21 protein-coding genes and 1 pseudogene are annotated in these 25,274 nt (G+C 65.9%); 6 read left to right on the top strand and 16 right to left on the bottom strand.

From position 1 onward, the window contains the following. Positions 1-80: 80 nt before the first annotated feature. On the bottom strand, positions 81-1,298 hold the full coding sequence (locus tag SLINC_RS22485) for an MFS transporter (RefSeq protein WP_067436050.1): 1,218 nt from the start codon (positions 1,296-1,298) through the stop codon (positions 81-83). A gap of 126 nt (positions 1,299-1,424) precedes the next feature. On the opposite strand from SLINC_RS22485, the gene SLINC_RS22490 reads away from it, so the two are divergent. Then, positions 1,425-1,877, top strand: a complete 453-nt coding sequence (locus SLINC_RS22490) for a GNAT family N-acetyltransferase (protein ID WP_067436053.1) — start codon at positions 1,425-1,427, stop codon at positions 1,875-1,877. A gap of 81 nt (positions 1,878-1,958) precedes the next feature. On the opposite strand, the gene SLINC_RS22495 is transcribed toward SLINC_RS22490, so the two are convergent. The 9 genes and pseudogenes from SLINC_RS22495 to dnaB all read right to left on the bottom strand — a co-directional run bounded on the left by SLINC_RS22495 (position 1,959) and on the right by dnaB (position 13,250). Beyond that, positions 1,959-3,344 carry a serine hydrolase domain-containing protein gene (locus SLINC_RS22495; protein WP_067445603.1) on the bottom strand — a complete coding sequence of 462 codons (1,386 nt, stop codon included), beginning with the start codon at positions 3,342-3,344 and terminating at the stop codon, positions 1,959-1,961. Positions 3,345-3,508: 164 nt separating this feature from the next. Then, complete coding sequence (locus SLINC_RS49395; RefSeq protein ID WP_225988513.1) at positions 3,509-4,984, bottom strand: LysR family transcriptional regulator; 1,476 nt, start codon at positions 4,982-4,984, stop codon at positions 3,509-3,511. A gap of 771 nt (positions 4,985-5,755) precedes the next feature. Further along, a pseudogene (locus SLINC_RS50450) lies at positions 5,756-6,229 on the bottom strand (TniQ family protein); the annotation flags it as partial. Beyond that, positions 6,226-7,338 (bottom strand): ATP-binding protein, encoded by a 1,113-nt coding sequence (locus SLINC_RS22500; RefSeq protein WP_067436056.1) that lies wholly within the window; start codon positions 7,336-7,338, stop codon positions 6,226-6,228. The gene SLINC_RS22500 and the pseudogene SLINC_RS50450, both read right to left, overlap by 4 nt. After that, positions 7,335-9,476: a Mu transposase C-terminal domain-containing protein gene (locus SLINC_RS22505; RefSeq protein ID WP_067436059.1), complete on the bottom strand. Its 2,142-nt coding sequence runs from the start codon at positions 9,474-9,476 to the stop codon at positions 7,335-7,337. Before SLINC_RS22505 ends, SLINC_RS22500 begins: the two co-directional genes overlap by 4 nt. After that, positions 9,473-10,216: a TnsA-like heteromeric transposase endonuclease subunit gene (locus SLINC_RS22510; RefSeq protein WP_225988358.1), complete on the bottom strand. Its 744-nt coding sequence runs from the start codon at positions 10,214-10,216 to the stop codon at positions 9,473-9,475. The genes SLINC_RS22505 and SLINC_RS22510 overlap by 4 nt, the downstream gene beginning before the upstream one ends. 238 nt (positions 10,217-10,454) lie before the next feature. Then, positions 10,455-10,736, bottom strand: coding sequence for a DUF3892 domain-containing protein (locus SLINC_RS22515; RefSeq protein ID WP_067436065.1), 282 nt, complete (start codon positions 10,734-10,736; stop codon positions 10,455-10,457). A gap of 119 nt (positions 10,737-10,855) precedes the next feature. Continuing rightward, positions 10,856-11,596 carry a MerR family transcriptional regulator gene (locus tag SLINC_RS22520; RefSeq protein WP_067436068.1) on the bottom strand — a complete coding sequence of 247 codons (741 nt, stop codon included), beginning with the start codon at positions 11,594-11,596 and terminating at the stop codon, positions 10,856-10,858. Positions 11,597-11,771: 175 nt separating this feature from the next. Continuing rightward, positions 11,772-13,250: a replicative DNA helicase gene (dnaB, locus tag SLINC_RS22525; RefSeq protein ID WP_067436071.1), complete on the bottom strand. Its 1,479-nt coding sequence runs from the start codon at positions 13,248-13,250 to the stop codon at positions 11,772-11,774. 460 nt (positions 13,251-13,710) lie between these two features. Here dnaB and SLINC_RS22530 point away from each other — a divergent pair, with 460 nt between their 5' ends. Further along, positions 13,711-15,048, top strand: coding sequence for an MATE family efflux transporter (locus SLINC_RS22530; RefSeq protein ID WP_067436074.1), 1,338 nt, complete (start codon positions 13,711-13,713; stop codon positions 15,046-15,048). Positions 15,049-15,187: 139 nt separating this feature from the next. Here the strand turns inward: SLINC_RS22530 and rplI are convergent, their stop codons facing one another. The 4 genes from rplI to rpsF form a co-directional block, all read right to left on the bottom strand. Then, positions 15,188-15,634 carry a 50S ribosomal protein L9 gene (gene rplI, locus SLINC_RS22535; protein WP_067436077.1) on the bottom strand — a complete coding sequence of 149 codons (447 nt, stop codon included), beginning with the start codon at positions 15,632-15,634 and terminating at the stop codon, positions 15,188-15,190. An 18-nt stretch (positions 15,635-15,652) separates the two neighbouring features. Next, on the bottom strand, positions 15,653-15,889 hold the full coding sequence (rpsR, locus tag SLINC_RS22540; RefSeq protein WP_003949403.1) for a 30S ribosomal protein S18: 237 nt from the start codon (positions 15,887-15,889) through the stop codon (positions 15,653-15,655). A gap of 57 nt (positions 15,890-15,946) precedes the next feature. Further along, a complete protein-coding gene (locus tag SLINC_RS22545) occupies positions 15,947-16,555 on the bottom strand; it encodes a single-stranded DNA-binding protein (protein ID WP_067436081.1) in 609 nt (202 codons plus the stop codon). 75 nt (positions 16,556-16,630) lie between these two features. Continuing rightward, complete coding sequence (rpsF, locus tag SLINC_RS22550) at positions 16,631-16,921, bottom strand: 30S ribosomal protein S6 (RefSeq protein WP_005482942.1); 291 nt, start codon at positions 16,919-16,921, stop codon at positions 16,631-16,633. Positions 16,922-17,185: 264 nt separating this feature from the next. Between rpsF and SLINC_RS22555 the strand changes: the two genes are divergently transcribed. The 3 genes from SLINC_RS22555 to SLINC_RS22565 all read left to right on the top strand — a co-directional run bounded on the left by SLINC_RS22555 (position 17,186) and on the right by SLINC_RS22565 (position 19,905). Next, positions 17,186-17,497, top strand: coding sequence for a hypothetical protein (locus tag SLINC_RS22555; RefSeq protein WP_067436089.1), 312 nt, complete (start codon positions 17,186-17,188; stop codon positions 17,495-17,497). A 180-nt stretch (positions 17,498-17,677) separates the two neighbouring features. Beyond that, on the top strand, positions 17,678-18,799 hold the full coding sequence (gene femX / locus SLINC_RS22560) for a peptidoglycan bridge formation glycyltransferase FemX (protein WP_067436092.1): 1,122 nt from the start codon (positions 17,678-17,680) through the stop codon (positions 18,797-18,799). Positions 18,800-18,873: 74 nt separating this feature from the next. Further along, entirely contained in the window at positions 18,874-19,905 is a 1,032-nt protein-coding gene (locus SLINC_RS22565) for an alanine racemase (RefSeq protein WP_067436095.1), read from the top strand. Between the two features lie 103 nt (positions 19,906-20,008). On the opposite strand, the gene SLINC_RS22570 is transcribed toward SLINC_RS22565, so the two are convergent. Continuing rightward, complete coding sequence (locus SLINC_RS22570) at positions 20,009-21,508, bottom strand: glycosyltransferase family 87 protein (protein WP_375141491.1); 1,500 nt, start codon at positions 21,506-21,508, stop codon at positions 20,009-20,011. Between the two features lie 290 nt (positions 21,509-21,798). Here SLINC_RS22570 and SLINC_RS22575 point away from each other — a divergent pair, with 290 nt between their 5' ends. Next, positions 21,799-22,251 carry a DUF2690 domain-containing protein gene (locus SLINC_RS22575; protein WP_079164663.1) on the top strand — a complete coding sequence of 151 codons (453 nt, stop codon included), beginning with the start codon at positions 21,799-21,801 and terminating at the stop codon, positions 22,249-22,251. 97 nt (positions 22,252-22,348) lie between these two features. Here the strand turns inward: SLINC_RS22575 and SLINC_RS22580 are convergent, their stop codons facing one another. Then, complete coding sequence (locus SLINC_RS22580) at positions 22,349-25,018, bottom strand: transglycosylase domain-containing protein (protein ID WP_079164664.1); 2,670 nt, start codon at positions 25,016-25,018, stop codon at positions 22,349-22,351. Positions 25,019-25,274: the final 256 nt, after the last annotated feature.

The raw sequence follows: 25,274 nt of genomic DNA on the forward strand, positions 1-25,274 counted from the left end.
CCCGACACAGCGACGCCGGTCCCCGGGAATCCTGGGAACCGGCGCTTTCTGTCGTACGGCCAGCGCGTTGCTGTGCCGGCTCAGTGCCGGACGGTCGCGGCCCGCTGTTCGGTCGCGCTCGGCGCGGACTGGGCGACCACCGCGCTGGAGACGCTGTCCCGGCGCTCCAGGGCGGCCGAGAGGACGGCGAGGAGCAGGGCGGTTCCGGCGAGGGCCGCGCCGACCCAGTTGGGAGCGGTGTAGCCGAGTCCGGCCGAGATGACGAGACCGCCGAGCCAGGCGGAGAGCGCGTTGCCGAGGTTGAAGGCACCGATGTTCACGGCCGAGGCCAGCGTCGGGGCGCCGTGCGCCTGGTCCAGGACCCGCTTCTGGAGCGGCGGGACCGTGGCGAAGCCCAGGGCACCGATCAGCGTGATCGTGACGGCCGCCAGGACCTTGTGGTGGGCGGTGAGGGTGAAGAGGGCGAGCACGACGGCCAGGGCGCCCAGGGAGGCGTAGAGCAGGGGCATGAGGGCGCGGTCGGCGTACTTGCCGCCGACGAGGTTGCCGCCGACCATGCCGAGGCCGAAGAGCACCAGCAGCCAGGTGACCGAGCCGTCGGCGAAGCCCGCGACGTGGGTCATCATCGGTGCGATGTAGGTGATGGCCGCGAAGACACCGCCGAACCCGAGGACGGTCATCGCCATCGCCAGCAGCACCTGCGCGTTCTTGAAGGCGGCCAGTTCGTGACGCAGGCGGACGCCTTCGGCCCGGGGCGTCTCGGGGACGAGCCTGGCGATGCCCAGCAGCCCGACGACGCCCAGGGACGCGACGATCCCGAAGGTGACGCGCCAGCCGACGGACTGTCCGACGAGGGTGCCCAGCGGTACGCCGACGACGTTGGCGACGGTCAGGCCGGTGAACATCATCGCGATGGCGCCGGCCTTCTTCTCAGGGGCGACGAGCTCGGCCGCGACGACCGATCCGATGCCGAAGAAGGCACCGTGGGCGAGCGAGGCGACGATCCGGCCGGTCAGCATGACAGCGAAGGTCGGGGCGAGCGCGGACAGCAGATTGCCGACGACGAACAGACCCATGAGCAGCATGAGCATCCGCTTGCGGGGGATCTTGGTGCCGAGCACGGTCATCAGCGGGGCGCCGAACAGGACACCGAGTGCGTAGCCGGTCACAAGGAAGCCTGCGGTGGGAATGGACACCCCGAAGTCGCCCGCGACCTGGGGCAGCAAACCCATGATCACGAACTCGGTCGTGCCGATTCCGAAGGCCCCGATCGCGAGGGCCAGAAGCGCGAGCGGCATGGGGGTGGACACCTTCCAGACGATTGCAGGAGCGCGTTGAACACTTAGACAATAGTTGCAGACGCTCTTTATATGCAAACGCCTACTATCGTGATGCGTCACACCACCGCCGCATAGGGTTCGGCCATGGGAGATCTTGAGATACGCACCGCCGCGACGGACGACGTCTCCGCGATCGTCGCGCTGCTCGCCGACGACCCCCTGGGCGCTCAGCGGGAGTCGCCGGACGACCTGGCCCCGTATCTGGCGGCCCTGGAGCGGCTGGCGTCCGACCCCAACCAGCACCTGGTCGTCGCCGTGCGCGAGGGCCGAGTCGTCGGCACGCTCCAGCTCACCGTCATTCCCGGACTGTCCCGGCGCGGGTCCACCCGGTCGGTCATCGAAGGCGTCCGCGTCCACGCCGACGAGCGCGGCAGCGGCCTGGGCACCCGGCTCATCGAGTGGGCGATCGAGGAGTCCCGCCGTCAGGAGTGCCAGTTGGTGCAACTCACCTCGGACAACACCCGCACCGACGCCCACCGCTTCTACGAGAGGCTCGGCTTCACGGCTTCCCACGTGGGCTTCAAGCTCCAACTGTGACACGTCCGAACTCCCGGACGCCACACAAGGCACGAGGCCTCTGTTTCACGTGAAACAGAGGCCTCTTCCATGCGGGCACGGCTAGCCGATGCCACGCCACCCCTCGGGGTCCACCCCACCCGGCACAGAAGCCCCGTCGTCGTACGGCTGACGCGTGAAAACGAACGAGCCGAGGTCCAGATGGCTCACCGACCCGTCCGGCCGCTGTACGGCCTTCAGGAGCTCTCCGGCGTAGTAGCCCTCAAGACCGGTCCAGGTGCCGTCGCCGTTCGCCCGGAACCGCGAGCGGCGCCCCTTGCCGGAGAGGGGTTCCAGGGAGGCGAGACCGTCGGCCGTAAGGCGCAGGCCGAACGCGTGCGTCCCCCAGTACCACTGGCCCGCCAACTCCAGTACGGACGCGTCGACTTCGGACAGCGGACGCCAGGGCTCGGGAATCCTCGGCTCGGCCTCGGCGACGATCGCTACGAGATCGGCGGCCACGGTGCCCACCAGCAGTCCCGAGGTGCAGTTGGCCAGCACGACGGCCGCGATGTCGTCCTCGATGCTGAGGATGAGACCGGCCAGGAAGCCGGGCAGGGAGCCCGAGTGTCCGACCAGAGCCCGCCCGTCCTGGTGCCGGATCTCCAGCCCCAGACCGTAGGCGTAGCCGGCCGACAGATCCGCTGTCGCGGACGGCGCGGCCGGCGTTCTCATCTCCCGCAGCGACGCGGCACTCAGGACCCGCTCGTCCCCCTTCGCCAGGAAGACGGCGAAGCGGGCCAAGTCGCCGGTGGTGGACCAGAGTTGACCGGCCGGGGCCATCCGGCCCAGATCCTCGACCGGCTCCGGCAACAGGGCGTCCGCCCAGGGGTGCACCGCCCAGCCGCCCGCGTGCGGCGCTTGCGGCCGGGTGCTGGTGCGGTCGAGGCCCAGCGGTTCGAGCACCTCGCGGCGCAGCACCTCCTCCCACGGGGCTCCGCGCAGCTTCTCGACGAGCGCGCCCAGCAGGGTGTAGCCGGGGTTGGAGTAGTGGAAACGCCGACCGGCCGGATGCAGGAAGGGCTGCTCCCCCAGGACGTCCGCGAGGTCGGGGCGCAGGGATCCCGGTGTGCGTTCCCACCACGGCGCGGGCGACTCGGCGGCCAGCCCACTGGTGTGGGCGAGCAGTTCGGCGATGGTCGCCTCCCCCGCGCCCGTGCCCGGGACGTGCTTCTCCAGCGGGTCGCCGAGATCGAGCACCCCCTCGTCCCGCAGTCGCAGGACCAGAACGGCGGTGAAGGTCTTGGTGATCGAGCCGATCCGATACTGCACGTTCTCGTCCGGCCCGTGCCCGTCCACCGATGTCCGCGCACCGTGCCACACGGTCCGTCCGCCCCGCACCACCGCCGCTACCAGCGACGGAGTCCGCCCCTCGGCCTGGGCCACGGCGATCCGGTGCAGCAACGCCCGCCGTGTGCCGGGGAGCAGCTCTTCCTGAGGTGTCGTCATGGCCACAGTCCACCCCGCCGGGCAACCGGGCGTCGACCTCATTTACCCCGCGCCGGATCCGTCCCGGCGGTTGTAGGCAGCCGATGTAGGCAAGCACGTCTACTCGAGGTGTCCAAGTGGTTGAGCACTCCCGCAGGGCAACAGCTCTTTGTAGTTCAGCACGTTCAAGGAGCCGAAGGGTTCCCAGGACGCCCTCTGCCCCCTTCGGCGAGGGCTGACAGCGCACTGCGAAGACCCACGGCGAAGCGTTCACCCTCCGCAGTAAGTCTAAGTTTGCGGCGTCCGCTGCACGCAAGCTCCAGGAGTTGGGCTTCAGTTGCCCGTTCAAGTTGAGTGATCTGAGCGGAGAGAGTGGACTGCGAGATGTTGAGGCTTCTTGCCGCACTACTCATGTTCTCCGCGTCGAGCATGGCGAGGAAGCGTTCCGCACGTAGAAGCGCCCCCTTACCGGACAATGCCTTCCACACCTCTGAAGCGAAGTCATTGGGATGACCGAGTTGCGCCAGCGGGTGTGAGGGGCGTCCGCCTCGCGGTCGAATCGGAATTCCGTGTCTGACCGCATGGTCCCGCAGAGCATGGGGGCTCATTCCGGCTTCTCGGGCGATGTCTTTAAATTTCCGCTCCTTCGTCTCATACTCCAAGCGAAGCCAGACTGGGTCAACCTCATGGGTGAACGGACGGCCAGGGGGAAGCGTCGAGATTTCCTCCAGATCCAACATTCTCTTCAACTGGTTTCGCGTGCATCCGGAGAGTTGCGCAATAGCCCTTGTCCCGAGTCCTTGCTCTTGGTATCTCCGGATCTGATCTCTGCTCGGCAGATCCAATCGTCGAGCCTTCGCGCGCTGGCCTTTTGAAGGAATCTTCGGCGGCATGGGATTCTGCTGAGCTGCGGCCCGGACATGCTCTGCGCTCGTTTTTAATTCTGTCGCGATGCGCGTGACCCTCTGTCCAGATTCAAGCAGACACCACAGGCGCTGGACATTAATTGAATCCACCGTAAACCCCGGTAGGTCAATTCCACCAATCCATTCCGCAGGCGGCTCCCATTCGACGGGCTCATTGATGTCCGATACTTCCAGGAGTAGTGCAGCCTGCTGGCGGAGATGAGTCGTAAGTTCTAAATCTAGCCGGGCCATGGTGAATTCATAGCCGTTTGTCTGCGTGGGATGGGCGTCGAGGTTGACTGAACTTGGCAGATAGCGTGGATGAGTACCAGTGAGGATCTCAATCAGCTTGAGCCTCAGGATCTGCCTTCTTTCGGCGGGTAGTCGCCATCTTCCCGTCTGCTCACATAATTCGAAGTATGATCGCTCGTCAAGTGTCGCCCGAGAGAATAGTCTTCGCCGGCGAGAATAGTCAATTGGTACACCGTATTCATCGATCGCTTGTGCAAGGATTGAGATTCCTCGGAGAACCGAATCCAAAGCACCCACTTGCTGCAACTTACGAGTGACGTGAGCAGTTTCCCTGGGCAGCATCCCAAGATCTTCGGAGAAAAGGAGATCGCGAGCCTGCCTCGGACTGGTGTCACTACTCCCCACGAGCAACAACATCATGCTCAGGGTGACACGGTAATTTAGAGGAATATGACCGAAGAGATCAGCAGGAGTGAACTGAACGGCAAGACCGCGCCAGAACAAGCTGGGGACGTTGTTGGCGCGGTCTGCTCCAGTCCCTTTAACAGGGCGACTGGGCCGACGCGTGTACGTGGCGTAACGCAGGCGATCCGCAGGGCGAAGTCGGGGGCCGAGCTCCTTCAACAATGCGCCCTGCAGTTCAGGGCTCGAGCGGCCCCACCGGGTGAGCACACGGCCAGCTTGCGGCGCAGTGCCACGGCCACCGGAGGTGCCAGCGGCCAGAATCCACTGTGCAATATCTGGATCAGGGTGCAGGGCCCCGGCCCGGATAAGCCGGGCGGCTGTCGCGTATCCGAATGCTGTCGTATGTACTTCAGCTTCAGTGGTTCTGACGGCGGGTCCGTCTGGTCGGTCTTTTCGAAGCCCTTCTGGAGTGCTGTCCAGTTCCGCCACGATGTCTCTCACGTCGCGGGGTAGCCGATCGGGACTGAAATACAGAGCTGACATCGCGGCTTGGGCCGAGGCACGGAGGTTTTCGAGGGCGTCCCGCGGACTGATATCGGGAATTTCGGGAGACCCTTCTCTTGAGCGATCCATGTCGGCCATGACATGATCAATTTCTGCCTGTGCCGCCAGAACCAAGCCTGACCCTACAAGACGAGTCGCTTCACATTCCGCCAGAGGCTGCAAGCAGCGCGAAGTGCGCATCGATGTATCTCCCCGGCCGCTGGGCAGAATTGACCGGCATAGGCCCGGCGTGGGGGATTCCCGAAGACTCCACGCCACTCTGCCCTTTTGACTGCAGACTGGACATGTATCCAGGAGCAGACATGCATGGTCGCGACAGGCGAATGACCATGGCAGCCGCCATGAAAGTTTCCAGCGCCCACCGCTGACGGCAAGGCAATCGGGGCAGAATTTCGATACTCTGGTGTGACGCCACCACGACGGCTTCTCTAGAATTCCTTTGTTGTGGTCAAGGGTGATCAACGACCCGCTGTAACGCTCCATCGTCATCGAGGCGAGCTGCCTGAGCGGAGTTACTGTGACGGCGCTAAGTGCCGCGAATTCCTGTGGGTAGAGCTCCGGTGTCCAAGGCCTGTTGCCGAACAGACTTCTCATGCGTGCGTAGCGCGATGCGCCCAAGCCAGCCAGTTCGAGGATGTCGGACACCTCCGCGTGCAGTCGGTAGGCGTAGGCATCCAGCCAACTGTCCAGAGCCTCTTCGGGCGCCGGCGGAAGACGGATCGCCATAGTGTCCAAGGCGCCGCTCATGGGTGGGCTGCTAATTCCTGCGATCTGCTTCATTTTGAGCGTCGACGGGACGGCTTGCTGGAAATACGTCCTGTATCGAAGGCGGCCTTCATGTCCAGGCGGGCCTTCTCCGCTGCGGCGTCGTTCTTGACCCGGTTGAGGACATCGGCAGTCAATCGCTCATCGCCGTCCTTGATGGCTCGCTCGCAGCCGCGGGCGATCAGAGCCATCAGCGAGGCGAAGTGACCGGTACTGCGGGCGAAGAGCTCATCCGACAGTTCGTCGGCGACCATTCCGTGATGCGTGTTCGCGAGTACGACGCTCTTCTCTACGGCCAGCAGTAGGTCCCGCCAAATGCGACGGCCTGGCTCGGTCTCGACCTCGAACGGTTCCACGGTCAGTGGCGTCAGGCGGCGTCCGTTCTGTGCGAGGTCCTCGTCATCGTCTCCCAGTCCTTCGGCCAGGAGGCCACGGGCTTCCAGGCCGACGCCGACGTGTAGGAACGTGACGGGAAAGGTGCTGGCGAGTGATTTGAAGTGGTTCGCGACGGCCCGGTCATCTCGCCGCCGCATGTCCAGGAAGTGCACGTCGTCGACGATGATTAGCTTCGTTTCGCAGCTGAGGATCGCGTCAGCGGCCCGGTTCCCTAGCTGGTTGGCGTTGCCCCGGTCGTAGCTGGGGAGGGCGAAGAAGCGGCATAGGGCTGAGTTGAAGTCGCGTCGGCTGGTCCTGTCGGTCAGCTGGATTCGAACAACAGGAACGCGTTCCTGCCCGTCCTCGGTCAGCGTTCCGTAGCGTTCGATCTGTGCGCGATGGAAGTCGCGACCAAAACTCGTCGCGATGGTGGACTTGCCCAAGCCAGGGAAAGCGTCGATCACCACGGAGGGCCGCACCTTGTCACCGTCCTGCCGGTTGGACCTCAGTACGTTCCACAAATCCCGATGAACCACCTCCAGCTGCGGGGTCTTGATCGGACCGATGTTGGCGTGCCAGACCGCGCGGTGCTCTTCGTACTCCAGTCGCGCCCGCGACGACAGTGCAGCCAGCTCGCGCTTGCTCAGCAGTGTGGGAGGGACACGGTCCGGCTCGTTGGTGTACCGGTTCCAGCCTCGCTTGACCGAGAGGCTGTAGGCCCTCTCCAAGGAACGGATCGGGTCAGTCATGCGATCTCCATGGCGGTGGCGTAGAAGTCGGTGGCCTCGGCGGAGTCATCCGCGTCGAGCTCGTCCTCGCTGTCGTCGTCCCCGCCGAGGTCGTCCCCTTCCAGATGCGCCGCCTCAGCGGTGTGCTGGGGCGTCAGCTTCTTGGACGGGATCACGGGCAGGTCGTCCGGTTCGCTGTCCTCGGCGGCTTCGGGCGGCACCAGACGCAGGCGCTGCTCGGACAGGCGGATCGCCATGCGGCGCTCGGCCGGAGTGCGGGCCAGGCCGGCGTCCCACTGCTCCAGGAGTTCGGCGAGGGCTCGCTTGGTGTCGGGGAACCGGTGCTGTGTCGCGGCCAGCTGGCGGGCGTAGGCCAGGGCTTCGGCGCTGAAGGGGCCCCGGACGGCGTCGGCGTGCTCCCAGCGGAGCGCATGCCAGGACTTAGTCTTTGGGTCCTGGAAGTAGATCCGGCTGACGTCGTCGCGGTCGATCCGCAGCGGCCACTTGCCGGTGTGCTTTCCGGTGTAGGGGCTGGTGCGGTTCCGGTAGAGGTTCAGCGCCTTGGCGTCATAGCGCAGGCCGCCGACCTCGACACCGTAGTGCTGGACGGTCCTCCACTCAACGGGTAGAAAGTCGAACACCAGGTCCGTGCGGGCGGGCACTTGGATGAAGCCAGCTCGATTGACTCCGTGCCCGTACATTTCCAGCGGAGACAGATCCAGGCCAGGGACCTCCGGGATACACAGCCCTGCGTGCTTCTGCCGGTGATAGCACTGGTCCACCCATTGCCGGATGATCGCCTCCATTTCGTCGAGGAAGTAGTAGGCGTCCTTCTCGACATCCTTGCCGCGGCTGTAGACATCCGGTCCCTTGTATCCGGGGAGCGGAGCCAGCAGTTGCTCCCGCAGGGTGCGGAAGAATCTCTCCAAAGCGGCCTTGTCGGTGGCCTGGTAGGCACGCGCCGGCTGCACCGAGACGCCGAGTCGTTCGCAGACGCTCAGCAAGTGCTCCGAGATGTAAATCCTGCCGTTGTCCACCACGACGGTCTCGGCAGCCACGGACGGCAGGAGCGGATTGCCGTCGGCATCGGCCAGCTGTGTGGCGTCGACCACGACACTGCGAGGCAGCCCGTGGTAGATATCGCAGCTGGTCACAAAGTATTCGGCGTCGTTCGGCAGCGGCCGGATCGACTCGAAGAGGACCCCTGCGGCATCCACCGCCTTCGTCGAGACCGGGGTCAGCCGCAGCCCGGTGATGCACCGGTCGTAAAGGTCCATCGCAACCGTGAGCTCGGCCGTCACCCAGCGCAGTGTGACCGGGTCCATGACGAAGACGTCCAGGGGCGTGGTGTCCAGGATGAGGTACTCGCCCGGCCGGGTCGCCCGTAGCCGCCCGTAGGGCGTCTCCGGGCGGTTTGCAGCGGACCGCTTGTTCTTGGTACCGCCGAAAGCGCCTGTGCCTCGGGAGAGTTCGCGCAGGATCTTGCGGCCCTTGGTCGTCTTCGGAGGCTTTACCGGTGGAGGTGGATCCTCCAACTCGGCGTCCTCGGCTTCAAGCCGGGCTTGGATCTTGGCCAGCAGGAGGTCTTGGGTCGGCCGACTCGCATCGGTGTGCTCACTCAGAACAGTCCGGGCCATGTCGATCCAGCGCGGATCGATCCCTGCCAGCACATCCCGCCGACGCGTCCACCGCTTGTCCAACAGAGCCGACGATCCCTCGGTCTCAAAGCCGGTCAGCCAGGCCCGCACCGTCGACACCCCGAGTCCCAGCTCCGCGGCCTTGGCGGCATACCGCTGTCCCTTTCGGACGCTGGGGTCATACTCCGGGCGCGGCTCACCAGGTAGCGCCAGTTCGGCGTGTCCTCGCCGATATCCCGTCCGGAGTTCCTGCATGTGGGCAATACGGTCGACCAGTTCGTCTCGCTCATCCGGGGAAAGGTTGCTCAGATCGGCCCCGACGCCCTCGATCGGTTCGTCGTAGTCGGCGTCGATCAGCCGTGTCGAGGGCTGCGACAGCAGGTGCCCGATGTCGACCTGCCGGAGTCCTCCGTGAGCATCGCGCAACAGCACGTTGGGGGCATCCAGTTCAGCGACCTGCCACAGTCCGCCGTCGTAGCTCAGCCGGACACCGATTGCGATGACCGTACGTTGTGACGTCATGCGCAGGCCTCCACCATGCTGTCGCCGTCCAGGTGCCGCCGCAGGTCCGTCGTGATCCGCTGCTGCCAAAGCAGCTTCAGCACCGCCGGCTTGAGGAGCGCGGGAGCCCAAGACGTCTGCAGCCGCAGCGTCAGCTCCCGAATGGTCACGCCTCTAACTGCCTCAGCAAGGGCCGCCTCCAGCACCTCGTCTGCCACGAGCCCATCACGGCGCTGACTCGCCAGGAAGCGCACATTCGCCAGGTAGACCGGGTCCTCGCCGGACCAGATCTCATGGGCCCAGCCGTGGTTCTCGATCAACTTCGCCGGCCAGGCCAAGGCTTCGGCGATCTCCGGCTTTGCCAGTTGGGAGGCGGGCTTGACGTTGACAACCGTCACCGACCGGTCAGCCCGAACGAGCAAGTAATCCGGAACGTGCCGTCGGTCCCGGCCAGCTACCCGAGCTCGAATCCGAAACGGCTGGGCCGCGATCTCCACCACCTCAGGGTCGAAGTCGGCCAGCATCAGCCGCGCGAGCTCCAGGCGGCTCTCGTAGATGATGTGGCCGCCAGTCGTGGCGCACCAGTAGTAGCCGGAATGGTGTTTCTGCCCATGGCGGTTTCGGAACGTACGCCACGGCTTGGCCCGCGCTGCTTGTGCTGGTCGCAGATGTTTCAGTGGCTTCTCTATCGCCGTGCCATCCAGCTGGCGCAGCGACACCATGCCGGTACCGTTGTCCAGCTCTGACGGCACTCCAGTCACGACTTGCGTCCCTGAAAAGCTCACACCTGCCCCGATCTGCATCCGTCAGAGGGACGTCTGCTGGGGGAACACTGCGAGGGAACGCGAGCGCATAAGCGCCAGACCGCCCGCATGCATCAGGTCGAGTGACAACGATCAAGAGGAGTTTGAGAGTGTTCAACTCCGATTGCGCTCAACACCTCGGCGGCCAAGTGCCGCTCGGGGCGGAGAGCGGCGTCGCTCTCCGCCCCGGGTGGGATTAGAACTCCGGGAGCTCCAACAGGTTGTTCGTCCACACACCGTCCGCGTGAGTGCGGAGGTACTTCGCGCCGTGGCTGGGGGTCACGACCCCGACATCGGCCCGGTTGCCCCTGCCATCGTCGGTGTACGCCTTGATGTTCTTGTTCTCGATCCACCCCACGATGTCAGCTCGCGAGTTTCGGCCACTCTTTCCGGTGGACGGCTCCGTCCACCGAAGCTCGGCAATGTGCTGGTGCGTAGTGCCGCCCGACATACGCCGGGCTGTGATCTGGATTGCCACGTTCAGATTCTCCTCACATGTGATGCCGCTTGGCGGCCTACCAGTGAGGGCCGTACGCTTCGTGTGCCCACGGGGTTGCGTAGCGACCCTCGACTGAGGCGGGCATTGGCGTGCCCGCCTCAGTCAGCTTTGTGCGCCTTGTCAGCGCTCCCCTTTGCTTGATCGCTGGACTCGGGCTCTTCATCCCCAGGACTCGATGGCAGGGGCTCGTTCGGCTTGATGCCGAGGATCACCGTCGTGGGATCCGATGAGCCAGGGTCCGTCGATGCCAGACTCACTCTGGTCGTTGCGAACCAGCGGGGGCTGGGGTCAGTGTCGGCGTCTTCTGCTTCGGGTTTGCGGGCGACGGCAAAGCCGACCGTGCTCGTCCTGTCGCCCATCGGCATCTTGGTGCCGTCCTTGGCGACGATGACTATGTCCTTCCGGTGCTTCGGGCAGTAGCAGGTCATCACGTCGACTACGGTGCGCACGACGCCAAGCGATCCCTCTACAGAGGTGACGTGCTGACGCGCCACGTACTCCAGTTCACCGAGATCGAGCTCTCGTGATGACCGGGCACGGATCAAGAACTTCCAGACCGGCAAGAGCTCTTTCAGCGTCTCAATCGGCACTCCGATGTCGCGGGCACGCAGGATCCACGTCAGTAGTTCGACGACGATGGACGGATAGGCGCCAGCACGAGATCCGACCCGAACCGAGCGAGGGACCAGCCCCTCCGTCACGTAAAAGGTCAGCTGCCGATCACTGATCGAGTAGCCCTCACCTCGTACCCGCGCTATCAGTTCAGACTTCGTCACCAAATCGGGCGGCCCCTCCTGCAATTGCAGGTACTCAAGGAAGCCATTCTCTTCGATCGCCACTTCATCACCTCCATCCCCGCTAGCTACAGTACCACTGTAGCGTCCGACCTCTCCAGTGTGACTGTCGTCTGCTACAGCGAAGCTGACGTCTAGATCCTACTTCAGCAGCTTTGCTCGCCTACTGCTCAACTACATGGGCATTCGCTGAACCAAAGCGGCCCCCTACAGCGGTGCGTCAGGTCTGAGCCATGTCCACGAAGCGCGAGTAGTGACCCTGGAAGGCGACCGTGATGGTGGCCGTGGGGCCGTTACGGTGCTTGCCCACGATGATGTCCGCCTCGCCCGCGCGCGGCGACTCCTTCTCGTAGGCGTCCTCGCGGTGCAGCAGGATGACCATGTCGGCGTCCTGCTCGATGGAGCCGGACTCACGCAGGTCGGACACCATCGGCTTCTTGTCGGTGCGCTGCTCGGGACCACGGTTGAGCTGCGAGAGCGCGATCACCGGGACCTCCAGCTCCTTGGCCAGGAGCTTGAGGTTACGGGACATGTCCGAGACCTCCTGCTGACGGCTCTCGGAGCGCTTGGAGCCACCGGCCTGCATCAGCTGGAGATAGTCGATGATCACGAGCTTGATGTCGTTGCGCTGCTTCAGCCGTCGGCACTTCGCGCGGATCTCCATCATCGACAGGTTCGGGGAGTCGTCGATGTAGAGCGGCGCGGCCGAGACCTCGGGCATCCGGCGGGCGAGTCGGGTCCAGTCCTCGTCCGTCATGGTGCCGGACCGCATGTGGTGCAGAGCGACGCGCGCCTCCGCGGAGAGCAGACGCATCGCGATCTCGTTGCGTCCCATTTCGAGGGAGAAGATGACGCTGGGCAGGTTGTGCTTGATGGACGCGGCGCGCGCGAAGTCCAGCGCGAGCGTCGACTTGCCCATGGCGGGTCGGGCCGCGATGACGATCATCTGGCCCGGATGCAGACCGTTGGTCAACGAGTCGAGGTCCGTGAAGCCGGTGGGCACACCGGTCATCTCACCGCTGCGCGACCCGATCGCCTCGATCTCGTCGAGAGCGCCCTCCATGATGTCGCCGAGCGGCAGATAGTCCTCGCTGGTGCGCTGCTCGGTGACGGCGTAGATCTCGGCCTGGGCCCGGTTGACGATCTCGTCGACGTCGTCGTCGGCCGCGTATCCCATCTGCGTGATACGGGTGCCGGCCTCGACCAGGCGGCGCAGGACCGCGCGCTCGTGCACGATCTCCGCGTAGTACTCGGCGTTCGCCGCCGTCGGTACCGTCTGGACGAGGGTGTGCAGATACGAGGCGCCGCCGACCTTGTTGATCTCGCCGCGCTTGGTGAGCTCGGCGGCGATCGTGATGGGGTCGGCCGGCTCGCCCTTGGCGTAGACGTCGAGGATCGCCTGGAAGATCGTCTCGTGCGCGGGCTTGTAGAAGTCGTGGCCCTTGATGACCTCGACGACGTCGGCGATGGCGTCCTTGGACAGGAGCATGCCACCGAGGACGGACTGTTCGGCGTCGAGGTCCTGAGGCGGTACGCGCTCGAACGCCGTACCCCCGCCGTCCCACTCACCGGTGTCCCGGCCGCGTTCGTGCTGTTCGTCGCGGCCCCGGCCTCCGTTGCCGCGGCCGCGGGAGGCGGGCAGACGATCACTGGGACCGCTGTCGGCCCACGGGTCGTCCAAGGGCTCGGAAATGCTCACCGAGCCACCTCCTCCCGTCCGCCGAGCGGACCTAGCCGTGCCCCTCATTTCTACGGCACGGCACTGACAAATAAGAGGCCCAACTCCGTTTCTGGCGCGTCGGTTTTGTGCTGATTTCCAGGCCGACGAAACGGAGCGGGCGCCGGACCACCGTAGGCCCGCGGGCACCGTCAGCCAATCTGGTTATCCACAGGCCATGTGGACGACGGCCCGGATGCTGTGGAGAACTCCTCAAAACCTGTGCACGACCCGGTGGACAGGCCTGTGAACAAGCTCCACGAGTTGCCGCAGCACCCGCCTTGACCTGCCCATTTCCCGTCCACCGGCTGTGCAGAAGAAAAACTTTCCCAGTCGGACCAAGATCAGTTCGAACCGTACACAGGAGTGGACGACACCAGCGAGACAGTAAGGGTCATTACGGGATTGCATCTCTTACCTGTGGACGATTAGATTAGTGCTCATGACACAGGCTCCCGCGACACCCAAGGCCGTCCGGCGACAGCACGATCGAGAGATCGTCGCGCTGGCCGTTCCGGCCTTCGGCGCACTCGTCGCCGAGCCCCTCTTCGTCCTGGCCGACAGCGCGATCGTGGGCCATCTCGGCACCGCGCAACTCGCCGGACTCGGCATCGCCTCGGCCCTTCTCACGACGGCCGTCAGCATCTTCGTCTTCCTTGCCTACGCCACCACGGCCGCCGTGGCCCGACGGGTCGGAGCGGACGATCTCCAGGCCGCCATCCGCCAGGGCATGGACGGCATCTGGCTGGCCCTGCTGCTCGGCGCCGGCGTCATCGCCGTCGTGCTCCCCACAGCGCCGTCCCTCGTGGAACTCTTCGGCGCCTCCGACACCGCCGCCCCCTACGCGACGACCTATCTGCGGATCTCGTCCCTGGGCATCCCGGCCATGCTCGTCGTCCTCGCCGCGACCGGCGTCCTGCGCGGCCTCCAGGACACGAAGACACCGCTGTACGTCGCCCTCGCCGGGTTCATCGCCAATGGGATCCTCAACGTCGGCCTCGTCTACGGTGCCGATCTGGGGATCGCGGGCTCCGCCTGGGGCACCGTCATCGCCCAGTGGGGCATGGCCGTCGCCTATCTCGTGGTGGTGGTCCGCGGCGCCCGTCGTCATGGAGCTTCCCTGCGCCCCGACGCGGCCGGGATCCGAGCCTCCGCACAAGCCGGCGTCCCCCTATTGGTCCGCACCCTCTCGCTGCGGGCGATCCTGATGATCGCCACAGCCGTCGCGGCGCGGCTCGGCGACGCCGACATCGCGGCACACCAGATCATCCTGTCCCTGTGGAGTCTGCTCGCCTTCGCCCTCGATGCCATCGCCATCGCCGGACAGGCCATCATCGGGCGGTATCTGGGAGCCGGCGACACAGCAGGCGCCCGCCAGGCATGCCGTCGCATGGTGGAGTGGGGTATCGCGGTCGGGGTCGTCCTCGGCGTCCTGGTGGTGATCTCCCGGCCGCTGTTCTTGCCCCTGTTCACCAGTGACTCCGTGGTCAAGGACGCAGCCCTGCCCGCTCTGGTGATCGTGGCGCTCTCCCAGCCGATCTGCGGAGTCGTCTTCACCCTGGACGGGGTCCTCATGGGCGCCGGAGACGGCCCCTATCTGGCGTGGGCGATGATCCTCACCTTGGCGGTCTTCACTCCGGTCGCCCTGCCGATCCCGACACTGGGCGGTGGACTGACGGCTGTCTGGGCGGCCATGACGCTGATGATGACGGTACGGATGCTGACGCTCTGGCTACGAACCCGCTCGGGCCGCTGGCTCGTCACCGGTGCCACCCGCTGACCGTTTCACGTGAAACATCGCGGGCCGTCACGTTTCACGTGAAACACCGCGTGCCGCCGTCTCCGCTCTCGGGCAGACAAGAGGGGCCGCACCCTCACGGGTGCGGCCCCTCTCACAACTGCTCAAGCCGAGCGCAGCGTCAGGCCGCGACGACCTCGATGTTGACCTTGGCGGCAACCTCGGGGTGCAGACGCACGGACGTCTCGTGAGCGCCCAGGGTCTTGATGGGCGAACCCAGCTCGATCCGGCGCTTGTCGACCTCGGGGCCACCGGAAGCCTTGATCGCGGAAGCGACGTCGGCCGGGGTGACGGAACCGAAGAGACGACCGGCGTCGCCGGAGCGGACGGCCAGACGGACCTTGACACCTTCGAGCTGGGCCTTCACAACGTTGGCCTGCTCGATGGTCTGGATCTCGTGGATCTTGCGAGCACGACGGATCTGCTCGACGTCCTTCTCGCCACCCTTGGTCCAACGGATCGCGAAGTTCCGCGGGATCAGGTAGTTGCGAGCGTAACCGTCCTTGACGTCGACGACGTCGCCCGCGGCACCGAGGCCGGAGACCTCGTGGGTGAGGATGATCTTCATGAGTCGGTCACCCTTCCCTTATCGCGCGGTGGAGGTGTAGGGCAGCAGCGCCATCTCACGGCTGTTCTTGACAGCCGTGGCGACGTCACGCTGGTGCTGCGTGCAGTTGCCGGTCACGCGGCGGGCACGGATCTTGCCGCGGTCGGAAATGAACTTCCGCAGCATGTTCGTGTCCTTGTAGTCCACGTACGTGACCTTGTCCTTGCAGAAAGCGCAGACCTTCTTCTTCGGCTTGCGCACAGGCGGCTTCGCCATGGTGTATCTCCTGTGTGATCAAGAAGTGTGGGTAGGCCCCACCCTCGGCCCGAAGGCCTAGAAGGGGGGCTCGTCCGAGTAGCCGCCGCCACCGCTGCTGCCGCCGGAGTTTCCACCCCAGCCGCCGCCACCGCCGCCGCCCTGCTGGGCGCCACCGGCGGGAGCGCCGGTCGCCCACGGGTCGTCGGCGGGAGCGCCGCCGCCCTGCTGACCGCCACCGGGGCCACCGCCCCAGCCGCCGCCACCCTGGGCGCCGCCGCCACCACCGCCACCGCTGAAACCGCCGCCCTGGCCACCACGGCCGGCGGTCTTGGTGACCTTGGCCGTGGCACTGCGCAGACTGGCGCCGACTTCCTCGACGTCCAGCTCGTAGACCGTGCGCTTGACGCCCTCACGGTCCTCGTAGGACCGCTGCTTCAGCCGGCCCTGCACGATGACGCGCATGCCTCGCTGGAGCGACTCGGCGACGTTCTCCGCCGCCTGACGCCAGACCGAGCAGGTCAGGAAGAGGCTTTCGCCGTCCTTCCACTCGTTGGTCTGACGGTCGAAGGTGCGGGGGGTGGACGCGACACGGAACTTCGCGACCGCCGCACCGGACGGGGTGAAGCGCAGCTCGGGGTCATCGACAAGATTGCCGACGACCGTGATGACGGTCTCGCCTGCCATGGGGGAACCTCTCGGCGGGTTTGCTCTGGCTGCTTGGTTGCTGCTACTCGAATCCCGAGATCAGCTGAGCGAAGCTCAGTGGGTCTCGGGGCGGAGGACCTTGGTCCGGAGGACCGACTCGTTCAGGTTCATCTGGCGGTCGAGCTCCTTGACGACCGCAGGCTCGGCCTGCAGGTCGATGACCGAGTAGATGCCCTCAGGCTTCTTCTTGATCTCGTACGAGAGACGACGACGGCCCCAGGTGTCGACCTTCTCGACCTTTCCGTTGCCCTCGCGGACGACGGAGAGGAAGTTCTCGATCAGGGGGGCGACGGCGCGCTCCTCCAGATCGGGGTCGAGGATGACCATCACCTCGTAGTGACGCATGTGGAACCCACCTCCTTTGGACTCAGCGGCCACGGTCGTTCCGTGGCAGGAGGGTTGTGATGCGTACGCAACGGTATCGGCCGCCACTGACAATCGGGGTTCCTCGAAGGACTCCCGGGTCGTGACGTGGGCAGACACCGGTGCAGAGGGTACAGAGTACCCGCACAGCGGCTTCCGGTTGTAATCAGGCCTCGGGGACCGTCAATCTGTACACATCGGGTGTGTATGGCGCTACGATGCGCCGCCTTTCGCAGGAGGTGCCCTATGGCACAGGCATTGCGACCCAACACCGTCGGAGGGCTGTTCGCCACGGACGGCAAGCCCCATCCTCTCCAGGACACGCTGCTCGCGGTGACCCTGGTGCTCGGCATCACGTCGTTCGTCACGGCGATGTTCCACGACCTGCACCTGCTGAGCTCCTGGACCGGACTGGTGGGGATCCTCACCGGCGCGTACGGCCAGTGGATCTCGGAGACGACCCGTGAGCGCTTCGGGCTGATCCTCGGCCTCGGCGCGGCGGGGGTCGGCTTCTTCCTCGGCATGGCGCACGGCGGGCTCTTCGGCGGAGTCTTCTGACACCAGGGACACCCTTCCCCCAAAACCTCATAACGGACGACGGAACGTCTCGGTGGCCCACTGAGCCGGGGCGAAGGTTCCGTACGCCCAGTCGGGGCGCCCGCCAGGCGCAGTAGGCTTCGGCGCGAGAGCCGGAGCCCCTGTACCCATGGGGACACACCAGCCCGAGGAGCGCCCCGAATGAGCCTGACCCTGAGGACGATCAGCCGCGAGCAGCATCTGGCGTACATCCAGAGCCTGCCGTCGGCGAGCCACATGCAGGTTCCGGCCTGGGCAGACGTCAAGGCGGAGTGGCGCTCCGAGAGCCTTGGGTGGTTCGACGACAAGACCGGTGAGCTGGTCGGCGCGGGCATGGTCCTCTACCGGCAGCTCCCCAAGATCAAGCGATACCTGGCTTATCTGCCCGAGGGCCCGGTCATCAACTGGTTCGCGCCGAATCTGACCGAGTGGCTGGAACCGATGCTCGCGCACCTCAAGCACCAGGGCGCGTTCTCCGTGAAGATGGGCCCGCCGGTCATCATCCGGCGCTGGGAGGCCACCTCCATCAAGGCCGGCATCCAGAACCCCGACGTGAAGCGACTGCGTGACATCGAGGCCGACTTCATCGAACCGCGTGCCTTCGAGGTCGCCGACAAGCTGCGCCGTATGGGCTGGCAGCAGGGGGAGGACGGGGGCGCCGGCTTCGGCGATGTGCAGCCCCGCTACGTCTACCAGGTGCCGCTGGCGAACCGGTCCCTGGAAGAGGTCCACAAGAACTTCAACCAGCTGTGGCGTCGCAACATCAAGAAGGCCGAGAAGGCCGGCGTCGAGGTCGTCCAGGGCGGCTACCAGGACCTGGAGGAGTGGCAGCGGCTGTACGAGATCACGGCCGTGCGCGACCACTTCCGGCCCCGCCCGCTGTCGTACTTCCAGCGCATGTGGACGGCCCTCAACAGCGAGGACCCCAACCGCATGCGGCTGTACTTCGCGCGGCACAACGGTGTGAACCTGTCCGCGGCGACCATGCTGATCGTCGGCGGGCACGTCTGGTACTCCTACGGTGCCTCCGACAACATCGGCCGTGAGGTCCGGCCCTCGAACGCGATGCAGTGGCGGATGCTGCGCGACGCCTACGCGCTCGGCGCCACCGTCTACGACCTTCGGGGCATCTCGGACTCGTTGGACGAGACCGACCATCTCTTCGGTCTGATCCAGTTCAAGGTGGGCACCGGCGGCCAGGCGGCCGAATACCTCGGCGAGTGGGACTTCCCGCTCAACAAGCTGCTCCACAAGGCGCTCGACATCTACATGTCGCGCCGCTGACGTCGCGTTCTTCGCTTCAATAGCTCCCATACCTCTGATACACCGCAGCGACCAGAAAGGTTCCAGGTCCGGCCATGGCGCTCACGCTCTACGTCGACACCGCGCGCTGGCGGGCGCACCACAAGCACGTGCAGGAGCAGTTCCCGGGCCTCGTGCCGGTCTGCAAGGGCAACGGCTACGGCTTCGGACACGAGCGGCTCGCGGAGGAGGCCACCCGGCTGGGCTCGGACGTCCTCGCCGTCGGCACGACGTACGAGGCCGCCCGGATCAAGGACTGGTTCGGCGGTGACCTGCTGGTGCTGACGCCGTACCGGCGCGGCGAGGAGCCCGTCCCGCTGCCCGACCGGGTCATCCGTTCGGTGTCGTCGATAGACGGGGTGTACGGCCTGGTGGGTGCCCGGGTGGTCATCGAGGTGATGTCCTCGATGAAGCGGCACGGCATCAGCGAGCAGGACCTGCCGCAGCTGCACGCCGCCATAGAGAACGTGCGCCTGGAGGGCTTCGCGATCCACCTGCCGCTGGACCGCACCGACGGCTCGGACGCCGTCGAGGAGGTCATCGGCTGGATGGACCGGCTGCGCGCGGCCCGGCTGCCGCTGCACACGATGTTCGTCAGCCACCTCAAGGCCGACGAACTCGCGCGTCTCCAGCAGCAGTTCCCGCAGACGCGGTTCCGCGCCCGGATCGGCACCCGGCTGTGGCTGGGCGATCACGAGGCCACGGAGTACCACGGTGCGGTCCTGGACGTCACCCGTGTCTCCAAGGGGGACCGCTTCGGCTACCGGCAGCAGAAGGCGGCCTCCGACGGCTACCTGGTGGTCGTGGCGGGTGGTACCTCGCACGGAGTGGGCCTGGAGGCCCCCAAGGCGCTGCACGGCGTCATGCCGCGCGCCAAGGGCGTCGCCCGCGCCGGCCTCGCCACGGTCAACCGGAACCTTTCTCCGTTCGTCTGGGGCGGCAAGCAGCGCTGGTTCGCCGAGCCGCCGCACATGCAGGTCTCGATCCTGTTCGTGCCGTCCGACGCCCCCGAGCCCAAGGTGGGCGAGGAGCTCGTGGCCCATCTGCGGCACACCACCACGCAGTTCGACCGCATCGTCGACCGCTGAGCGCCGTAGACACAGCGGCTGAGCGTCGTAGAGACAGCCGAAAGGCCGTACACGGAATCTTCCGTGTACGGCCTTTCGAGTACGGCGGCCGGGCGCTGTTCGCTCAGAGCGAACCGTCGGCGGTGTCCTGTTTGCCCCACTCGACCCGAGAGCCTTCGAAGTGGGCCGCGTGCCGCGGCGGATGGGCGGCGGGGCCCAGGACGAAGACGTCCTCGGCGCCGTCGAGTACACCGCCCGAGGGGTCGTCGTCACCGGCCAGGCGCACCACGTCCCGCTCGGGCATGAGGATGTCGCGCACGATCACGGCGCACAGGTAGAGCGTGCCCAGCAGGTGGACGGCGATGGCCCAGTGGTAGCCGTCGGTCGGCAGCCCCTTGTGGGCGTTGCCGCTGGTCGTGTACGCGAGGTACATCCAGATGCCCAGGAAGTACGCCACCTCGCACGCCTGCCAGATCAGGAAGTCCCGCCACTTCGGCCGGGCCAGGGCGGCCAGCGGCACCAGCCACAGGACGTACTGCGGCGAGTAGACCTTGTTGGTGAGGATGAACGCCGCGATGATCAGGAAGGCGAGCTGGGCGAAGCGCGGACGGCGCGGGGCGGCGAGCGTGAGCGCCGCGATGCCTCCGCAGCACAGCAGCACCAGCAGCGTGGCCATCGTGTTGACGGAGTCGGTGGTGGGCGGGTTGGTCGAGTTCTGGGCCCAGATCAGCCAGAACGAACCGAAGTCGACACCGCGTTCCTGGCTGAACGTGTAGAACTTCGACCAGCCCTCGAAGGCGAAGAGCATCACCGGCAGGTTCACGACCAGCCAGCCGACCGCCGCGCCGGCCAGGGCCGTCCCGAACTCCCGCCACTTGCCCGCCCGCCAGCACAGCACCAGCAGCGGTCCGAGCAGCAGGAAGGGATAGAGCTTGGCGGCCGTGGCGAGGCCCAGCAGGACACCGAAGGCGAGTGCGCGGCCGCGGGACCACATCAGCATCGCGGCGGCCGTCAGAGCGACCGCCAGCAGGTCCCAGTTGATGGTGGCGGTGAGCGCCGCGGCGGGCGCGAGGGCGACCAGCAGACCGTCCCAGGGGCGCCGGGCGTGCGTACGGGTCACGCAGACGACGATGACGGCAGCGCACACCATCAGCATTCCGGCGTTGACCATCCAGTACCACTGTTCCTGGTCCTGGATGGTGCCGCTGCCGGGCGTCAGCCACGAGGCGACCTCCATGAACACGCCGGTCAGCACCGGGTACTCGAGGTACTGCATGTCGCCGGGCAGCCGGTCGAAGTACGGCACGAGCCCGTCGGCGAAGCCGCGTCCCTGGTAGAGGTGCGGGATGTCGGAGTAGCACGCGTGCGTGTACTGCGAGCTGGCGCCGAAGAACCAGGCGCCGTTGTAGCAGGGCGCCTTCTGGACCAGGCCGAGGGCGAACATCCCGATCGCCACCAGCGCGATCACCCGCACGGGGGTCCACCAGGACGTCCCGAGCAGGGCACGCCGTCCGAGCGGGCCACCGATCAACTCGCTGCCGGCCGCGGCGACCTTGTCGTCCCGGGTGGGCCGTACCGTATCCGGCTCTTGCACGCGCGCCGGCGTCGATTCTGCACTGGGCATGGGGAACATCCTGCCGTACGTCGCCATGGGTGCCCGTGCGTACGGCCCGACCGGTGCCGGCAGGCCCGCGGTCGCCGGCCGGTGAATCAGCCGAGGAATACCCGGAATCAGTTGTCCGGAATCCGCGACGCGTGGCGCGTTCACGCCAGTCTTTCGCCCTGTATGCACAGAAATATAGGCATTGAAAAATCTTGCTGGCGCCCGCTGCCGACACATAAAGTGAGCGTCGCGAACCGGAATGCAGAATTTACCCGGAATTATTCGCTTTATGCCAAAGGCGAGGGGGAACGATGAGGACATCGACAAAGGTCAAGGCCGCCGCCGTCGCGGGAGCGGCGATGACCGCCGTGCTGATTCCGCTGGGCGGGACCTCGTACGCGGCCGGCTGCAACAGCACCGGGTGCGACAACAAGGGCCCCATGGCCATGGACTGCAGCGACCAGTACACGACCACGGCGCGGACGGTGAACAACAACAACCGGATCGGCGAGCTGCGGTGGTCGAGCACCTGTGACGCGGCCTGGGTCCGTGTGTACAACGAGTCGAGCAATCCGGTCTACAACGCGTACGGCTACATCGAGAAGTACAACTCGTCCGGGACGCTCCTCAGGTCGCTTTCCGTCGCCGTGCCGAGTTCCGGGAACGACTGGTCGAACATGCTGGGCGGAGCCTCCTACCAGTACCGGATCTGCATCAAGTTCCAGGGGAATGAATATCCCCTGAAGTGCAGCACCAAGTTCTGACGTGCCCCGTTCCGGGTGACAAAAATATCGGGGCCCGCCATCCGGCGGGCCCCGATATTCGTGATCACGGCGTTATACCGGGCTTGTCACCCGGCGGTCATCCGAAGATGCCTCCTTGGCCGTTCCCTCTGCTGTTGCCGTCCGACTCCGTGGGCGTCGGCGTGGGTGTCACGCCTCCGCCTCCGTCCGTGCCACCGGTGTCCGCACCGCCCGTGTCGGTGCACTGCCAGTCGAACTGGCAGCTGGGCGTCGGCGTGGGCGTCGGGGACGGCGAGCTCTCGCTGGGCGTCGGACTCGGCGTCGGACTGGCCGACTGAGTCTCGCTCGGCGTCGGCGTCGGCGTCGGCGTCGGAGCGGCGTTGACGACCTCACCGATGGGCTCCGGCGTGGGGAATTCCTTCACCGGCGCATTCTTGAGTGCCTGCTCCATGTAGTCGTGCCAGATCTCGGCCGGGAACGAGGCACCGTGGATCTTGTCCTGGCCACCCGTTCCGTACATCTTCAGGAACTCGCGGTTCTTCTTCGTCTCGTCGTCGTCCATCCGGAACATGCTGATCGAGGTGGACAGCTGCGGGGTGTAGCCGACGAACCAGGCGGACTTGTTGCCGTCCGTGGTACCGGTCTTGCCCGCCACCGGACGGTCGGGCAGCTGGGCGTTGGTACCCGTTCCGTCGTCGACCACGGTCTTGAGGACGTCCGTGACGTTGTCGGCGACGTTCTCCTCGAACACCTGCCTGGGAGCGGTCTTGTGGGTGAAGACCGTGCCGTCCTTGTCGTTGACCTTCTGCACGGAGAACGGCTCGTTCTGCTTGCCGCTGGCCGCGAAGGTGGCGTAGGCACCCGCCATACGGATCGCGCTGGGGTCGGAGATACCGATGGAGAAGGACGGGAAGTTGGTGCCTGCGAGGCTGTTCTCCTTGATGCCGGCGTCCATGGCCGCCTCCTTCACCTTGTCCAACCCGACGTCCATGCCGAGCTGTACGAAGGCGGAGTTCACCGACTCCCGCATCGCCTCACGGACATCGATCCGGTAGTTCGGGGGAGAGCCGTAGGACTGCTTGCCGTCGTTCTCCTGGAGCCACTCCTTGCCCTTCTCGTTCTTCCAGATCGTGCCGTCGTAGTTCTTGATCTTCAGGTTGTTCTTGCCGTTGAACAGGCTCTTCGGAGAGACCTTGGTGCGCTCGTCCTGTGCCTGGTTCGGCCCGAGCTCCGGGTCGCGCACGCCCCACTTCATCGCGGCCGCGAGCACGAACGGCTTGAAGGTCGAACCGACCTGGGCACCGGTGGCGTCGGCGTTGTTGGTGAAGTGCTTGGTGGCGTCCTCACCGCCGTAGATGGCCTTGATGGCACCGGTCTCCGGATCCACCGAAGCCCCGCCGAACTGGACGTGGGTGTCCGTCTTCGGGCGTTCCTTGGGCTTGATGTTCGCCTTCTGGACCTTCTGGACGGCCTTCTCGAGCTCCTTGACCTTGTTCTTGTCGAAGGTCGTGTAGATCGAGTAGCCGCCCGTCTGGAGCTTGTCGGCGGAGACGATGTCGTTGTTGATCAGGTACGCCTTGGCGAGGTCGACGAGATAGCCGACCTGGCCGCTCAGGGCGTTGTTGCTGCGCGGGTTCTGCCACTGGGGCAGCGTCGTGTACTTGGCCCGCGTCGCCGGGTCCAGGTGCTTGTACTCGACCATCTTGTCGAGGGTGTCCTGCATCTGTGCCAGGGCACGCCTCTGGTTGGCCTGGGGAGTGGCGGACGGGTCGATGGACGTCGAACCGGCAGGGTCGTAGTACGTGGCGCCCTTGAGCATCGCCGACAGGAAGGCGCACTCGCCCTCGTCCAGGTTCTTGGCGTCCTTGTTGAAGTACGCCCGCGCTGCCGCCTGGATCCCGTAGGCCCCGCGACCGTAGTAAGCGGAGTTCAGGTAGCCCTCCATGATCTTGTCCTTCGACATGGTGGAGCCCACCTTGACCGAGACGAAGATCTCCTTGAACTTCCGCGAGACGGTCTGGGACTGGTCGTCCAGCATCGCGTTCTTGACGTACTGCTGGGTGATGGTGGAGCCACCCTGCGTCTGGCCGCCCCTGGCCATGTTGAACACGGCACGGCCGATGCCCTTGGGGTCGATGCCGCTGTCGGTGTAGAAGGTCTTGTTCTCCTGCGAGATCACGGCGTACTGCATCGCCTTGGGGATCTGCGAGAGATTGACGTTCTGGCGGTTCGTCTCACCACCGGTCGCGACCATCTCCGTGTTGTCGGACCAGTAGAAGACGTTGTTCTGGGCCGAGGCGGTCTTCGCGATGTCCGGCACGCCCACCATGGCGTACGCGATGCCCGCGACGGCCACCATGCTGCCGAAGAACCCGATGAACAGGCCCGTCACGAGCTTCCAGGACGGCATCCAGCGCGCCAGGCCGTACTTGCCCGCGCGGGGATAGTCGATGATCCGCTTCTTGTCGGGGACGGGCCGCCCCCGGCCACGACCAGGCCCTGCGGGGGCGCCACGGCGGCCCCGGCCCGCGGGCTCGGCAGCTCTGCGTCGGCTTCCACTGCTTCTCTGTGCCGCCCGGCGGGCCTCGGCTCGGCCACCTTGCGGACGATCATCGCCTCCCGGGTCGTAAGAGTCCGACGCATGGGAACTCAGCCCATAGTCGGAAGGAGATCCGGTGGCGCCTCGCGGTGCCGCGCGGCGGCCGGAGGACGAACCGGACTGGCCGCGTCGGGCCGCGGCACGTCCGCCTCCCTGCGGCTGCGGCGGTTTGCGACGGTGCTCGCTCATCGAACGACTACTCCTCGGGCAGGCGCACCCTTGCGCGCCTGGAAACGGCGGCTGGTTTCCGGTCCCCCCGAAGTACGGATGCGGTCGCTTCTGCATTCACCCGTACTGCACCAAGGACGGTGACGCCCCCCAGGCGTCACTTGGTTCCCGGTGGCGTACATGGCGCACAGCCTACGCACCGTCAAAACCTGCCTAGCCCCGAAGTTCACCCCAAATCAGGCAACTTGCTTCCGATGAATCGTTGATGTGATCCCGT

This window comes from Streptomyces lincolnensis (assembly GCF_001685355.1).
In the GTDB taxonomy this organism is placed as follows: Bacteria; Actinomycetota; Actinomycetes; order Streptomycetales; family Streptomycetaceae; genus Streptomyces; species Streptomyces lincolnensis.

Coding starts and splice junctions, on each gene's coding strand:
- rpsR (WP_003949403.1), bottom strand. CDS start 15,889: ATGGCGAAGCCGCCTGTGCGCAAGCCGAAGAAGAAGGTCTGCGCTTTC.
- SLINC_RS22485 (WP_067436050.1), bottom strand. CDS start 1,298: ATGCCGCTCGCGCTTCTGGCCCTCGCGATCGGGGCCTTCGGAATCGGC.
- SLINC_RS22570 (WP_375141491.1), bottom strand. CDS start 21,508: ATGCCCAGTGCAGAATCGACGCCGGCGCGCGTGCAAGAGCCGGATACG.
- SLINC_RS22500 (WP_067436056.1), bottom strand. CDS start 7,338: ATGACTGACCCGATCCGTTCCTTGGAGAGGGCCTACAGCCTCTCGGTC.
- SLINC_RS22580 (WP_079164664.1), bottom strand. CDS start 25,018: ATGAGCGAGCACCGTCGCAAACCGCCGCAGCCGCAGGGAGGCGGACGT.
- rplI (WP_067436077.1), bottom strand. CDS start 15,634: ATGAAGATCATCCTCACCCACGAGGTCTCCGGCCTCGGTGCCGCGGGC.
- rpsF (WP_005482942.1), bottom strand. CDS start 16,921: ATGCGTCACTACGAGGTGATGGTCATCCTCGACCCCGATCTGGAGGAG.
- SLINC_RS22505 (WP_067436059.1), bottom strand. CDS start 9,476: ATGACGTCACAACGTACGGTCATCGCAATCGGTGTCCGGCTGAGCTAC.
- femX (WP_067436092.1), top strand. CDS start 17,678: ATGAGCCTGACCCTGAGGACGATCAGCCGCGAGCAGCATCTGGCGTAC.
- SLINC_RS22495 (WP_067445603.1), bottom strand. CDS start 3,344: ATGACGACACCTCAGGAAGAGCTGCTCCCCGGCACACGGCGGGCGTTG.
- SLINC_RS22555 (WP_067436089.1), top strand. CDS start 17,186: ATGGCACAGGCATTGCGACCCAACACCGTCGGAGGGCTGTTCGCCACG.
- SLINC_RS22545 (WP_067436081.1), bottom strand. CDS start 16,555: ATGGCAGGCGAGACCGTCATCACGGTCGTCGGCAATCTTGTCGATGAC.
- SLINC_RS22530 (WP_067436074.1), top strand. CDS start 13,711: ATGACACAGGCTCCCGCGACACCCAAGGCCGTCCGGCGACAGCACGAT.
- SLINC_RS22565 (WP_067436095.1), top strand. CDS start 18,874: ATGGCGCTCACGCTCTACGTCGACACCGCGCGCTGGCGGGCGCACCAC.
- SLINC_RS22490 (WP_067436053.1), top strand. CDS start 1,425: ATGGGAGATCTTGAGATACGCACCGCCGCGACGGACGACGTCTCCGCG.
- SLINC_RS22575 (WP_079164663.1), top strand. CDS start 21,799: ATGAGGACATCGACAAAGGTCAAGGCCGCCGCCGTCGCGGGAGCGGCG.